Annotated in this window: 16 protein-coding genes; 3 read left to right on the plus strand and 13 right to left on the minus strand. The window is 41.4% G+C overall.

Going from position 1 to position 12,915, the window contains the following annotated elements; translation table 11 throughout:
* Positions 1–379 precede the first annotated feature (379 nt).
* Together NJ959_RS16785 and NJ959_RS16790 are read right to left on the minus strand one after the other, a co-directional pair.
* On the minus strand, positions 380–973 hold the full coding sequence (locus NJ959_RS16785) for a DUF3177 family protein (protein ID WP_254012887.1): 594 nt from the start codon (positions 971–973) through the stop codon (positions 380–382).
* Between the two features lie 202 nt (positions 974–1,175).
* Complete coding sequence (locus NJ959_RS16790) at positions 1,176–1,400, minus strand: Calvin cycle protein CP12 (protein ID WP_254012888.1); 225 nt, start codon at positions 1,398–1,400, stop codon at positions 1,176–1,178.
* A 469-nt stretch (positions 1,401–1,869) separates the two neighbouring features.
* Between NJ959_RS16790 and NJ959_RS16795 the strand changes: the two genes are divergently transcribed.
* From NJ959_RS16795 to NJ959_RS16805, 3 genes are all read left to right on the plus strand, one after another.
* On the plus strand, positions 1,870–3,138 hold the full coding sequence (locus tag NJ959_RS16795; RefSeq protein ID WP_254012889.1) for an FIST signal transduction protein: 1,269 nt from the start codon (positions 1,870–1,872) through the stop codon (positions 3,136–3,138).
* Positions 3,139–3,266: 128 nt separating this feature from the next.
* Positions 3,267–3,596 carry a low molecular weight protein tyrosine phosphatase family protein gene (locus NJ959_RS16800; RefSeq protein ID WP_254012890.1) on the plus strand — a complete coding sequence of 110 codons (330 nt, stop codon included), beginning with the start codon at positions 3,267–3,269 and terminating at the stop codon, positions 3,594–3,596.
* Positions 3,597–3,762: 166 nt separating this feature from the next.
* On the plus strand, positions 3,763–4,398 hold the full coding sequence (locus NJ959_RS16805) for an HAD hydrolase-like protein (protein WP_254012891.1): 636 nt from the start codon (positions 3,763–3,765) through the stop codon (positions 4,396–4,398).
* A gap of 221 nt (positions 4,399–4,619) precedes the next feature.
* On the opposite strand, the gene NJ959_RS16810 is transcribed toward NJ959_RS16805, so the two are convergent.
* From NJ959_RS16810 to NJ959_RS16855, 11 genes are all read right to left on the minus strand, one after another.
* The gene (locus tag NJ959_RS16810; RefSeq protein ID WP_254012892.1) at positions 4,620–4,874 is read right to left on the minus strand and encodes a hypothetical protein; all 255 of its coding nucleotides are present in this window, start codon (positions 4,872–4,874) and stop codon (positions 4,620–4,622) included.
* Positions 4,875–4,959: 85 nt separating this feature from the next.
* Positions 4,960–5,175, minus strand: coding sequence for a hypothetical protein (locus NJ959_RS16815; protein WP_254012893.1), 216 nt, complete (start codon positions 5,173–5,175; stop codon positions 4,960–4,962).
* Positions 5,093–5,416, minus strand: coding sequence for a DegT/DnrJ/EryC1/StrS family aminotransferase (locus tag NJ959_RS30730; protein WP_373693670.1), 324 nt, complete (start codon positions 5,414–5,416; stop codon positions 5,093–5,095). The genes NJ959_RS16815 and NJ959_RS30730 overlap by 83 nt, the downstream gene beginning before the upstream one ends.
* A complete protein-coding gene (locus NJ959_RS16820; protein WP_254012894.1) occupies positions 5,314–5,889 on the minus strand; it encodes a dienelactone hydrolase family protein in 576 nt (191 codons plus the stop codon). The genes NJ959_RS30730 and NJ959_RS16820 overlap by 103 nt, the downstream gene beginning before the upstream one ends.
* A 108-nt stretch (positions 5,890–5,997) precedes the next feature.
* Positions 5,998–7,203 (minus strand): radical SAM protein, encoded by a 1,206-nt coding sequence (locus NJ959_RS16825; RefSeq protein WP_254012895.1) that lies wholly within the window; start codon positions 7,201–7,203, stop codon positions 5,998–6,000.
* A 48-nt stretch (positions 7,204–7,251) separates the two neighbouring features.
* Complete coding sequence (locus NJ959_RS16830; protein WP_254012896.1) at positions 7,252–8,319, minus strand: beta-N-acetylglucosaminidase domain-containing protein; 1,068 nt, start codon at positions 8,317–8,319, stop codon at positions 7,252–7,254.
* Between the two features lie 148 nt (positions 8,320–8,467).
* Positions 8,468–8,824 (minus strand): ROK family protein, encoded by a 357-nt coding sequence (locus tag NJ959_RS16835; protein ID WP_254012897.1) that lies wholly within the window; start codon positions 8,822–8,824, stop codon positions 8,468–8,470.
* 171 nt (positions 8,825–8,995) lie between these two features.
* The gene (locus tag NJ959_RS16840; protein ID WP_254012898.1) at positions 8,996–9,805 is read right to left on the minus strand and encodes a lipase family protein; all 810 of its coding nucleotides are present in this window, start codon (positions 9,803–9,805) and stop codon (positions 8,996–8,998) included.
* A gap of 269 nt (positions 9,806–10,074) precedes the next feature.
* Complete coding sequence (locus NJ959_RS16845) at positions 10,075–11,061, minus strand: PrsW family intramembrane metalloprotease (RefSeq protein WP_254012899.1); 987 nt, start codon at positions 11,059–11,061, stop codon at positions 10,075–10,077.
* Positions 11,062–11,178: 117 nt separating this feature from the next.
* The gene (locus tag NJ959_RS16850) at positions 11,179–11,631 is read right to left on the minus strand and encodes a cupin domain-containing protein (RefSeq protein WP_254012900.1); all 453 of its coding nucleotides are present in this window, start codon (positions 11,629–11,631) and stop codon (positions 11,179–11,181) included.
* Between the two features lie 157 nt (positions 11,632–11,788).
* Entirely contained in the window at positions 11,789–12,553 is a 765-nt protein-coding gene (locus NJ959_RS16855; RefSeq protein ID WP_254012901.1) for a cysteine hydrolase family protein, read from the minus strand.
* Between the last annotated feature and the right edge of the window lie 362 nt (positions 12,554–12,915).

A 12,915-nucleotide genomic window follows, 5' to 3' on the forward strand; every position in this document is an offset into this window, starting at 1 on the left:
TTGTTTGTTGTTTGTTGTTTGTTGTTTGTTGTTTGTTGTTTGTTGTTTGTTGTTTATTGTTTGTTATTTGTTAACTGAACAATTGGATCTAACTGATAATTTGCACCAGTTGAAATAACCCGCCAGTGGTTAAAACCACTGTCTAACAGCTCAAGTCGTCTAAAGACGACTGAATCAGAATTTTAGTCCAGAGCAATGGAATGGTAGCTATTAGCCGTAGAGTTGAGTCTAGGGCGGGTTTTCTGGCTTACTGGCTTCTTACTGGCTTACTGACATGCAAGTTATGAGATCTAAGGAATAATTTGCTCTAGAGCAAATTGTCAACCAATAACCAATAACCAATAACCAATAACCAATAACCAACAACCAATAACTAATTTTACTGTTCCATTGCGGAGCGCCCCTGTTTGCCCAACCTAATTAGGACAAAATAGCTCAAATAAAGAACATAGAATGCCAATCCCACCATGCCGAGAAAACCCAAAAATTCAGGTTTAGAATTGTGATGAAAATATTCTTTGAATAAAGATGGCGGCTCTAACCAAACTTGACAGGAAGTTTCCCGGATTGCTCCTTGGGCAAACCCACATCGCACAAAAGTAAGGCTCCAGAGAGTACCCAGGGTGCAATAAATTGTCATAGCCCAGCGCCAAGCTGTCAGAGCTAGCTTTAATGGGCTAGCAGGGCGATCCTCAATATCTTCATTGACATCAACCCAAAACCACAGGGAAATGGGAATCAGGAATCGCGCAAAAATACCCGATATAAAACCAATTGGCCAAGAAGCAATTAAAATGTAAACGCTAATTGCTAAGAGACTGGCAACGCGCCAGTAGACAATCAGGAGACGCACCATCGCATCTGCTTTTTGAACAAATGCCCAAATTAGCAGGGTTAGGGGAATGAAAACCGCAAACAAAAGGGCTATCCGATAGTCTGTCCAGACTATCGCTCGAAGTACTGTATCTGACATGGTTTGCTGCTAAAACTTTATTATCTTCAATTATGGGGAATGGGGAGGAGAGTTTTTAGTTTTGAATTTTTAGTTTTTAGTTTTTAGTTTTTAGTTTTACCCCTCACCTCAAAGAAAAAGGCAAAGGAAGTTCAATCCACCCTTGCCGTTTTCCCTTCTACCTTTTCCCTAAACGTTGAGTACGATAGAAATTTAGAGTCGTTTAGTCATCGTAGAGTCTGCACTCATCGGCATCGGGGTTAGCGTCGCAATATTTCTCTAGGGAGTTTTTCGTTGGACCTTTTTGCTTTTGATGAGATGCTTCGGCTTGCAATTCTTCTACGGCATCCCAGGCAGCGGCACATTGACCAGATTCTGCACCTTGAAGATCGCAAACGACTTTAGCTTGCTGACGTTCTTGATCGATTTTTTCTTGAATGTTGCTCATAGATTTCCTTTTTGTTGATGATTGCACTGAGGCACACAAATTTTTTTTGTGATTTCTGATCGAGTCCCCCGTAGGAAAAAAAGGGGGTTCAGGCAAAACGGCTAACTTTTAGCCCTTTGAGGCTAATCTGGTTATGCTTACCTAAGTGATGCAGTTACGATAGTGCCACTCGGCGATGGAGTTTGTAGCAATCGGAACATGCCCAAGTGCTGTTACAATTCTACACGATCCCCTGGCTCACTAGACGCAAGGGATTATTCTCTGCCGATCCAGTCATATCGCACAACCTTGTCTAGAAAGGGAGATGATCGCGATTTTTTAAGATTTTGGCTGGGATTTGTGGCTACAGAGAGAAGGGACTTAACAAACTAGCCCCTTTCTGGGTGTACCTCACGCTGGGTGAAATCCGCTGTAAGTAGTGGCGAAACCCTAAACACATATCCATTAGGGAAAAGATTCGGTAAAAATAATGGCAAATCGAATTCAGTGGGCTAACGCCTTATCAACCCGTCCATCTCTGGAAGCGGCGATCGCTGAAGTGGTGGACCGCCTAAAACAATTATTACCGATGCCAGCCGATTTGGGTTTGGTGTTCATCTCCTCTGCCTACACTAGTGAGTATTCCCGACTGATGCCTCTGTTGCAAGAGCGGTTGTCTGTCCCTGTAATCATTGGCTGTGGTGGGGCTGGTATTATTGGCATGAATGCCTGCGGTGAGGCTCAAGAAGTTGAAGGGCAGGCAGCGCTGACTATTAGTTTGGCTCATTTGCCGGATGTTTCGGTTCGTCCTTTTCATATCCCAGGCGATAATATACCAGATCTCGATAGTCCACCAAATGCTTGGGTGGATTTAATTGGTGTTTCTCCTCAAGAAAAACCTGATTTTATTTTGCTAGCCGATCCCTTTTCTTCTAAAGTGAATGACCTAATTCAAGGGTTAGATTTTGCCTATCCGGGGTCGATTAAAGTAGGAGGGTTGGCAAGTGCAAGTACCATGGGCGTTCAGAATGGTTTATTTTATTTCTCTGAAGATGAGGAGTCCGTCGGTAGACTATACCGGGAAGGAACCGTCGGCGTGGCTTTAAGCGGAAATATTGTTATAGAAACTATTGTGGCTCAAGGCTGTCGCCCGATTGGTCCAATCTATCAGGTAGCAAAAGGAGAGCGGAATATTGTGCTGGAATTAGTTGAACCAAATCGGAGTGGGATCGTCACAAATGATGCCCAGTCACGTCCACCTCTGACAGTGCTGCGAGATTTAATTCAAACATTGAGCGAGGGAGATAGACAATTAGCTCAACATTCCTTATTTGTTGGTATAGCTCGGGATGAATTCAAGCAACATCTTGGTGTGAGAGATTTTCTAATTCGCAATTTATTGGGAGTCGATCCTAGGGTAGGCGCGATCGCAATTGGCGATCGAGTTCGTCCAGGACAACGGATTCAGTTCCATTTAAGGGATGCTCGCACTTCTCAGGAAGATTTGGAATTGCTATTGCAACAATATGAAAAAGACTCGCCCGATCTTTCTGAAGTGGCGGGTGCGTTAATGTTTTCCTGTTTGGGAAGAGGTGAAGGACTTTACGGACAAGCTAATTTTGATTCCTATTTGTTCCGTCGCTATTTAAAGGATGTTCAGTTGGCTGGTTTCTTCTGTAATGGGGAAATTGGTCCGGTGGGGAGTAGTACTTTTTTACACGGGTATACGTCTGTTTTTGGGATTTGTCGTCAACGTTAATTAGTTGTTGGTTGTTAGTTATTGGTTATTGGTTATTGGTTGGTAGCGTCTCCTAGAGAAGGCATCGCCTTATTCATTAATCTTAAAAATTGATTGAGATCCTTGCCAACTGCTGTAAACTATTACTGATGAAGAAATTATTATTTATTTGCAGTCAGAATCGATTACGCAGCCCAACAGCCGAAGCTGTGTTTTCTGAGTATGAGGGGCTAGAGGTAGACTCAGCGGGATTGGATAGAGAAGCAGAGATACCCTTGTCCAGTGAGGCGATTCAGTGGGCAGATATCATTTTTGTCATGGAAAAGTCACATAAAAATAAACTTTCAAATAAGTTTAATCTATGGCTTAAAGGTAAACGAGTAGTTTGTTTGGATATTCCGGATGAGTATGAGTATATGGAGCCAGCTTTGGTGGAGTTATTGAAGATAAAAGTCCTGCCTTTGTTAGGAACTTTTTAGAATAGATAATATAAAATTAATTGTATTGTCATTAAAGTCTTTGCAAGAGACTCAAAGTTACCTCTGCTACCAGGGATAATAAAGCAACAGGAATTGCACCAACCAAAATAATGCTATTGTCATAAAGGGCAAAACATAGGATAATAAAGCTACCCAAATATTAATAATGAGTATAAAAGTAATTCTGTTCGATTTTGATGGCACAATCGCTGATACGCTGGATGCCTTGGTCAATATTACCAATCGTTTAGCCGTAGAATTTGGCTTTAAACCATTGAATCCAGAAGAAGTTCCTCTGGTTAAAACATTGACGGCACGGCAACTTATCAAAAAATCTGGCATTTCCATTTTCAAAATACCACCTCTACTTAAAAGAGTCAAATTAGATTTGCGTCAAGAGATTCAAAGGTTAAGTCCGATTATTGGTATGAAAGAAGCTCTTGAACAATTAAAAGATGAGGGAAATATTTTAGGAATAGTGACAACCAATTCTGAGGAGAATGTTCGGTTATTTTTGAACCAACACCAAATGGAAGAATTATTCAGTTATCTTTATTCAGAAACAACAATATTTGGCAAAAACAAAGTACTTAAAAAATTTATGTCTCAATATAATTTGACCTCTGAACAAGTTATTTATGTGGGAGATGAAGCTAGAGATATTGAATCTTCAAAAAAAGCTCACATTAAGGTTATTGCTGTGAGTTGGGGATTTAATTCACCAGAAGCTTTAGCAAAACATAATCCAGATTTTTTGATTCACCATCCTCATGAATTAATTGAAACAATTCGACAGATATAGAGTTTAACCGCATTACAGCGGGAACTGCTGTATAACTCAACCGTTGTTGGATCAGCAGGATCAAACTTTACTGGTCTAGTAAGTATCGTCGGCTGACCAATCGTTATTCCATCGCCAGTCAATGGGGTTGTCTTGTGGCACAAAGCGAATGTCGGTGGATACTCGCATAAGATCAGCACAAGAGTCCAGAGAGGCATGGATAATATAGGGACTATGAACGACTAAATCTCCTGCCTGATAGTGATGCCAAAGCCAACGTCGTCCAAGGTGCGGATATCACGGATGGGATCGAAATCTAGAGACGGCTTTTTCCGTAACCAGTAGGGAGATCCGGTGCTATCGTCAAAATGCCAGTGCATCATCTTTTGCAACCATTCTTCTGGAGAATGTTGCAAAATCGGTAGCCGTCGCTGCATTTCGGCGTACATGGTTTGGGGATTTAATTTTGCGGTGGCAACAGTCCTAGTCACAGTCATCAAAATATTCCTCTATTTTAAAGGTTAATTTATTGATCTAGTCGATAGAATAATCGAGATTGTCGCCTCAAAATATTCTTCTGTTTTAAAGGTTAATTTCTTCACCTAGCTGATAGAAGAATCGAGATTCTCGACTCAATTTAATCACTGCTTCTTGGTCAATATCACCAATTACTGCAAAGGGAAAATCGACCTCCACACCTAGTAGAGGATGGTCTTTAGTACGGTTGAGGTACACCAGTGTGGGAACGGGAATACAGCGATCGCCAACATGAATCAAGGGCGCAAAATTGGTAGGCATGAGGAAATTCTGGTGCGGGATACTGACTTTGAAAGAAGGGTTGGGCGCAACAAGGAATGGTGTAGACTTCACCAGAAAGGGTGACATTGTGATTAGCCCGTAAACGCTGTTTTAGACCTTCACGATCTTGCCCTGTCTCTAGAAGCACAACATATTTGTAGTAATTGCTCTGGACATTAACTGGAATTGGTTGAATTCTGATGCCTGGTATATCTTGGAGGTGGTGGTCATACCACTGTATGCTAGTGCTAGCACATTGGCTTCATCACGAGTTCCTAAAGATTCTGCGTTAAATCCACCCAGCAAGCCATATTCCCATGTCAGTGTCGCTAAACCCTGACGGGCTAATTGTTCGGCAATGTTTGCGTCGGGATATGGCGGTGCTGCTAAACCAGTGACATGCTCCAATTGAGCGTTCTTCCCTGAGTTTACTAAGACCGCAGGTATTGGTTCGCTACTTTCAGGGCGAACTACTACTCCTCGAAAAAAACGCCCCTCCTCTGAGGTAAAGTGATACTCTTCTATGAGCAAAGCTTCTAGGTTGCGAGAGCCAACTAAGCTACTCTTCAACATAGGAGACTTGTCGAGCCAGACTAGCCGTCGCACAGTCCCTCGAAGCTGCTCTTGCCAATTCTGCGCATCAGGTACATTCGTTGCTTCAAAACGCAGGAATGGAGGTTGCTCAAGGAGAGATTTCAGGATATCCAGTTGCATGGATGTTTAAGCGAATATGTATGGAAATTATGGTTTTTGCCAAGATGAGACCGAGTTTCAGTGTTTCACTGAAACTTGGCATCTGATTAACTGATGGGAAATCAGGTATTAGACAAATTCTGCATGAAGGGTTTTGGGTACTTCTACTTGATATTGACTCAGGGCCTCATCCAAGTTGACATCACCTCGTTTGATCAATTCCAACAGCTCATTCTGTGGTCGGTAAAAACATGATTTGCACAGATCAGTACGCATAGGATTCGATTCTTCCCACTGTTCTCTAGGTCCACATTCCAATACGGTTTGGTATCCATTCTCAATTACGTTTCCGATTAGATAACGGCTGTTGAGATGAACTTGCGGACAGGGGTAGAGGTTGCCATCTGCACCGATAGCTGTCACAAATCTGCTGTAATGACATTGTTTGAAGTCACCCTCAACTTTGTCTGTTTGATCCATTGGACCGCGATCGAGTTTAGGAATGGAGACTTCAAAGGTTTCGGTTTCCCAGGTGCTGACTTTGTCCAGGCTGGCTTGGACATCTTCAAAGCCTTCAAAGATGGATTCATGTCCCATGCCTGAATAAAACTCAGGTTCAAAGCGAATATAGTGAGCGCCAGACTCTTTTGCCAACCTTGCCGCTGCTTCGATTTCCCGATAGTTTTCTAGTGTGATCACAAAATTTAGCCCAATACGGAAGTCAGGGGCTACTGCTTTCTCACGCAGATTTCGGATGCTGTCGAGAATTTCGTGTAGGGTACGTTTTTTGAACTTGGTAGTTGTAGCAAACTGCTGATCTGATCCTGCGTTCATCCCCACGCGCACCCAAGTATGGGTATTAATAATCGTCTCAGCAATTGCTGGATCGTGGAGCATTGAGCCGTTGGTAATTAGACCAGTCAATAGTCCGGCGGCATTAGCCTCACGACAGATGTCTGGATAGCCGGGATGAATTGTACATTCACCGCTACCGCAAAAAGTAACTGCCCGCCCATCATTCTGGGCAAATTCCCGCATCAGTTCTATTGCTTGGGCGGTATCGATCATATCTTTATAAGAGAAGCGATCGTAGAACTGTTCTTCATTGGGAGAATGGAAGTTACAAAAAGTGCATCGCATATTGCAAGCACCCATGATCCCAATCCGTAAATGAATCGGACGAAAAGACTCTCCATTGCGAAACTTTCGTAGTAAATCTTCGTGTGCTAAAACCTTTAAGGGAGAATGTGCTGCATCCAGAGTGACAGTTGGCATATCATCAGGATTCTTAGGCAAAGCGCTATCAAATGTTGGTTTAGTTGTTAATTGAGTCATATCTGTAGCGGTGCAAGTTATGAGTTTGATCGAAGTTTTGATTAACCATTAACCCGTCAAACATTCTGGAGAAAAAAGATACTCTTCTTTCAGCCATCCCACAATTTCTAGAGAATATGGGCTGTCAAAAGCTTCATATTTTTTGATCAGAGATTGTCTAATATTTGGAGAAAGTTGCTCAAGTCCACGATCTTGAAATAGAGATATATCTTCGACTAAAGCATCAGCTAGTTCAGGAGAACATAATCGCTCAACAGCTTCCACAAAGGCATCTGAAGGGGAATAATAATTCTGACGCTGATAACTCATGGTTAATGTCATCAGTGGAATTTGTGAGAGATGGGCTTGATTCATGGGATTAACAGCATGACCAGACACCAATTCAGACATTTGATAAGGGCGATTATCAAAAGCTTTTAGATGCAAATATAGACTAAGTTTTGCTCCATCATTAACTGGATAGTTGTCCCAAATAAAAGGCAGACGACCCAGCTTTTCTCCGACTTCTTTTAAGTGAGATTCTGGATAGGATTTTGAACAAACTTGCGAACCAGTCCAGAAAACATTAATTTCTGGATCTAATTTATTTCCTAATGTTTGTAAATAATTAGCTGGTCTTTCCCCAAATAGTTTATCTAAAATTGGATCGTCTGTATAGTATGTAGGGCACATAATAAAGGTTTCCGCATTACTTAAATCGGCAATTCTATGGACAATATCAACTTGAATTTTAGAGATTTCACTAGAATCTCCTCTCATATCATCAAATAAAACTGCTAGTATATCTAGGTTGAGATGATTAAAGTAATGAATCTTCTTTTCTAAATCTTTAATGGCTTGACTGTCATAGTTGAGGTAAATCTCAAATGGGCTAAAACCGATCCCCCATTTAATTCCTGCTTGATGATAAACATGACCAAGATAAATTAATTGTTTTAGATCGTCATCTGACCAATCTTGCCTCCAATTTCTCCGTAGTTTATCATCAGCTTTGGGAGCATAAATATAAAAACCATAGTCGATGTTTTTGAGAAAATGAGCATATTTACAGCGCATTTCCCAGTCCCACGGTTTGCCAAAAAAACCTTCAATAACCCCAGGGTTAAACTTAGTCATTCTCACTCACCATAAATTTGGGTTGGCAAGGGGAAAACTGGAAGCCCCTGTCGTTTACGCATGGGGAGGAAAGTTTGCCCTTTACCTGCATAATTATACTGGTTGTTAACAAAACGGCTACTGTTGATGAACCTTTCAAAGGATTGATTTACCACTTTGATTCTAACTCAGCAGCCGCCCGCGCTACTCCCAGTGCAACGAGTAGCCCACCCTGAGTACTTACATGAATTCGACATCCTGCCCAAAGTTCGGCGATACAATGCTCCTTAGCACTGCTTAATGCGGCTTCAACGTAGCCATGCCAGCGCAAGGTTCCTCCTGCCAAGACCACAATTTCTGGATTAAATAGATGAATGACGGTGGCAATTCCTAGTCCCAGCGCGTGCCCTGCGTCTTTGATTCCTGCCAAAGCCACAGCATCTTCTTCCTCAACTAGAGTGACTAACTGTGGCGCGTCAACTCCTAAACGTTGTAAGATTGCTGACCCACCTGCAAGCTGATCCAAAATTTTAGGCTTACAGGATTGACGGAGTGACGCTACTCATAGTGTGAATCCTCGGTTATTCTTGAGTAATCCACGCTACAGATGGAGGCTTTCCGTAAGTCCTGGCTTATTGATATTGGTGCAAGATCTCACTATAGAGGGAAGTACTCCGCGTAGCGGGGTAACTTCCGTTTAATCTTGAATTGGCAGATTGTTCAAGTAATTATCCAGATTATGGTTATCAGCAATTGTCTCTTTGTGGAAGGTGAAGCCAATGGGTGTGCCGATGTGTTGAAAAAGCAAATTACCAGCAATATTTGATAATACTAACTTTAGTGATAGCTCAACAGTTGAGTCGTTAAGACCTAACTCTGATGGATGGATATCGAATGTTGACAGGGGCAATGTAGTTGCAATATCTTCAGTATTGAAAATCCGCCAAGAGACTATGCCAGAGGTGAGATATTTTTTGGCAAAGTTAATATCCCCAGTGCGAGGACCAGCAAAGGTATAGGATATGGGTTTAAATTTGGTTTGGGATAGAATATCAGGAGCGCACAAATCGGCTATCGCTGCACCCAGACTATGGCCTGTAACGAATATGTTGGTAATAGATGGTATTTGTTTCTGTAGATTATTTAGGGCAGAAATAATCTGTTGAGATAGTTTGCTATAAATATTATTAAAACCCTTGGTTGTTTTCCCCCAACTAGGGAGGTAATCAACTTGTTTAATAGCTGCATCATCAAGCCATTCAAAGGGAGTCCTTGTTCCTCTGAATATTATATACGCATTGTTATCTTTGGTCGCAATAAAACCGAAAGGAAAAACCTCGCCATTGGGTTGCTTAATTTTACATTCTGTCACCATAGTATACCCAGCAGGCTGCCATGACTGCTTATTTACAGCGATACTGCGCTGCTCGAACTGAGTATAGCTATGCTTAATTAAAGCACCAAGCTCAATAGCGCGATCGCGAGCGAACCCTTTGGGATATAACATGAGGTATTCCTTCCTTTTTGACAATTAATTATTTGCTAATCTTTCAAACAGGTTATTAATTATATAACTAGCCCGACACATATATCATGTAGTTTTGTTAACTTTTATTTCTTTCACCAATGAATATGTTACTCCATTTAAGTTTAACTTTCACCGAATTTAATCGGTGGGCAATGGGGGTTTTGTGCCAAGTTTATCGATATCGACAATTGGCTCTCAGCCTCTTAACCACCACCAGAAATAAATAAATAACAAATAACCTAAATGCTTTAAATATTCACTCCCCAATCTCCATTTCCCAATCTCATCAATTCTTGTCGCAATCCAGTAATTTCTACACTATTGCTTCCTGCTTCACCCATCTTGATTAACTCCATCTTTTTCTGAGCTAACTTGGTAGCAACTTTAAATAATGCTCGTCTTTGTTGCTGACTCATACCCAAAGATGCGAAGATATTTTTATCAGAGCTGCACAGGGCTTCGTAGCACTCAAAAGAGATAAACTCTGGTACTTCCTCGCTGAGATAGGTTTGGAGTCGCTGGAGATTTACATATCTTGCGATTAACCATAAGAGGATAGTTAATAGTGCCATTGCTATGTAATTAAACAAAGCTAATAACAATATTAAATTAGATCTTTCTTGAATCATGATTAACGCACCGTTATGAATTATGTTGGCTAACATTGCGGCAATTAATCCACCAGAAATTACGAGAACTTTTCGGACAGGATTATTCGTGTAGCGGGCGAAACCGAAACCAATCCCGACTAACGCCGTCCAAAAACCGTGGATCCCACAAAATACGATACTGCGGGAGAAAAATAATTGTATCCACTCTCCCCAGGTATGAGTTTGGTTTGTTAAATAAAATATATTATCCACATAAGCAAATCCAAACCCTACGGTTGCGCCGTAAACGATACCATCTATCCACCCATCAAATTCGCGACGGCATCTCAGATAAATAATCGCCACCACTATTCCTTTGAGGATTTCTTCAGTGACGGCGAGAGTAATAAGTGGTTTTACCAAGCTACCCGCCAAAGTTACCTCACCCATATTTTGGGTGGCAGGGATGGGTAAAATCTCTTGGAAAATCCGGGCAAAAGTAATAGCGAGTATACTCCCCCAGGCAAAGGCATCAACAAGAGTGGGGAAGTTTTTTTTCTCGAATCGGTCAATATTTCTGACCAACCAAGTGTATAAGTAGGCGGGAATTGCCAATATAATGGCGGTGATGAGAAGTCTCTCCATGAGAATCTTTCTGTGTCAGATCGATAGTTAAGTTGAACTGCTGCTTCTTTGCTAGCTTAACTCATTAACAAGAGGTTAGAGGAGAGTTTTTTCCCCACTCCCCACCCCTCCCAATCCTCAACAGGGTACTAAGGCATCGGTACGAGACAGTACTCCCAAATCCTCTGAATCTAATTCTACAGGCGTACCGCTTTTAATTAACTCAGCAAAATCTTCATTGGGAACCATAAAGCAGAGGGCATATAAACGTCCCCTGCCTGTATTTCTAATTTCATGAATTCCTGTTGGTGGTACTAATAAACTGTCTCCTGCCCGAATTGGTACGATTTTGCCGTCACACATTGCTACTCCTTCTCCCTTGAGGATAAAAAACATTTCTACGGCTATTTGATGTCGATTGGGCGGGGTTTTCCCTCCTTCATCAAAAATTTCGACACAAAAGGTTAAGGAAGCGTCTGCGATCGCGGGATCGAATACAATGGCTAAACGATTGGTATCATGAGGACTGATGCGATAAGCATGGTAGTCTTTGGGTGACTTGATGATGGGAATCATGCAACGAGAGTCCATTGGTTTTTACTCCTAAATTTGGTCGTGGGTTGTTGGTTGAAGAAATAATAACTGTGACAGCTCCTGCAATCTGGATTACCACAAATAACAAATAACTAATAACAGGTAAGACGTTGTTATTAGAAGCAAACCAAAATAATACAAGAAATAAATCCTCTTAAATCCCTTTAATAATTGATTCAGAATTAGTGACAAAGCCAAAGCATTGGTTGACGTTGTAAATAGTCGCTTGGTAGCAATAGTCTGGTGAGGTAGTAGCGGCACAATCTTTGACAAGGATGCAGTCATAACCAAGGAAGTTGGCATCTTGTAATGTTGCCATGACGCACTGATCTATATTGACTCCTGTGAAGAAAAGAGTTGTTTTGCCTAGGTTTCTTAAAATACTATCTAAGGGTGTATCCCAAAAGCCACTCATGCGATATTTATCGATATGGATATCTTCTGACTTTTGCTCTAATTCATCTAATACTCCTGCTGCCCAACTATCTTTTATGAGTACTTTTGCACCATTTTTTGGTAATGGATCTCCTAATCCTATTCCTGCTCCTGTAGGATTATAAACATGCCGCAGTGCGGGACTAATATTGAGTAAATCGGGACGGTTTCCCCAGTTGAGCCAAATAACTGGAACGTTTTGCGATCGCAATTTTTGGAGTAGGGTATTTAAAGGTGTAATTGGGGCGCGATTGGGTGCGATATCTACGCCAATATGTGCTAGCCAACCATCAATATGGCAGAAGTCATTTTGCATGTCGATGACTAGTATTGCTGATTTTGCTAGATCTATCTGTAGTGTTTTAGTTTCGGTTGTCAGGGTTACTGGTTGGGGTGTGAGGGGGGGACGGGTGAGATCTGCAATCGCTTCATTCACTGTCCAAGTATTCGGTGCTACACCTAATGTCCGTAGATGTCGATTCATGTTGATTCTCTCGGAACGCCAATAGTTAAAATTTGGTTCACATCTCACAATACTGATGTCTATTTTATGGTAGCCTAACTTTTCTCATTAATTATGGATGATCTGAGTTTTTTTTTACAAATCTCGATCCGACTAACTTTAAGATTTATTGAAGTAATTTTGACTTTTCTTTTTTTTTTTTATATTTAAAATATTTTAATTTTTTTTTGGTATTCCCCATCGGGTTTTTTATTTTAAACTTTAGGTGGACTGGGGAGATGGGGGTAAACGGTGTGAAAGGGTAGAAAGGTGGACAAGGGGTCTAAGGGTTCAAATGCTGCCCTTTCTACAACTGTGACGTTCCGCTCGACCCCCCTTGTGGT

The organism is Limnofasciculus baicalensis BBK-W-15 (assembly GCF_024178385.1).
Lineage (GTDB): Bacteria > Cyanobacteriota > Cyanobacteriia > Cyanobacteriales > Coleofasciculaceae > Limnofasciculus > Limnofasciculus baicalensis.

Coding starts and splice junctions, on each gene's coding strand:
- NJ959_RS16855 (WP_254012901.1), bottom strand. CDS start 12,553: ATGAATCGACATCTACGGACATTAGGTGTAGCACCGAATACTTGGACA.
- NJ959_RS16815 (WP_254012893.1), bottom strand. CDS start 5,175: ATGCCTACCAATTTTGCGCCCTTGATTCATGTTGGCGATCGCTGTATT.
- NJ959_RS16840 (WP_254012898.1), bottom strand. CDS start 9,805: ATGTTATATCCCAAAGGGTTCGCTCGCGATCGCGCTATTGAGCTTGGT.
- NJ959_RS16845 (WP_254012899.1), bottom strand. CDS start 11,061: ATGGAGAGACTTCTCATCACCGCCATTATATTGGCAATTCCCGCCTAC.
- NJ959_RS16810 (WP_254012892.1), bottom strand. CDS start 4,874: ATGACTGTGACTAGGACTGTTGCCACCGCAAAATTAAATCCCCAAACC.
- NJ959_RS16790 (WP_254012888.1), bottom strand. CDS start 1,400: ATGAGCAACATTCAAGAAAAAATCGATCAAGAACGTCAGCAAGCTAAA.
- NJ959_RS16795 (WP_254012889.1), top strand. CDS start 1,870: ATGGCAAATCGAATTCAGTGGGCTAACGCCTTATCAACCCGTCCATCT.
- NJ959_RS16820 (WP_254012894.1), bottom strand. CDS start 5,889: ATGCAACTGGATATCCTGAAATCTCTCCTTGAGCAACCTCCATTCCTG.
- NJ959_RS16825 (WP_254012895.1), bottom strand. CDS start 7,203: ATGACTCAATTAACAACTAAACCAACATTTGATAGCGCTTTGCCTAAG.
- NJ959_RS16830 (WP_254012896.1), bottom strand. CDS start 8,319: ATGACTAAGTTTAACCCTGGGGTTATTGAAGGTTTTTTTGGCAAACCG.
- NJ959_RS16805 (WP_254012891.1), top strand. CDS start 3,763: ATGAGTATAAAAGTAATTCTGTTCGATTTTGATGGCACAATCGCTGAT.
- NJ959_RS16800 (WP_254012890.1), top strand. CDS start 3,267: ATGAAGAAATTATTATTTATTTGCAGTCAGAATCGATTACGCAGCCCA.
- NJ959_RS16785 (WP_254012887.1), bottom strand. CDS start 973: ATGTCAGATACAGTACTTCGAGCGATAGTCTGGACAGACTATCGGATA.
- NJ959_RS16850 (WP_254012900.1), bottom strand. CDS start 11,631: ATGGACTCTCGTTGCATGATTCCCATCATCAAGTCACCCAAAGACTAC.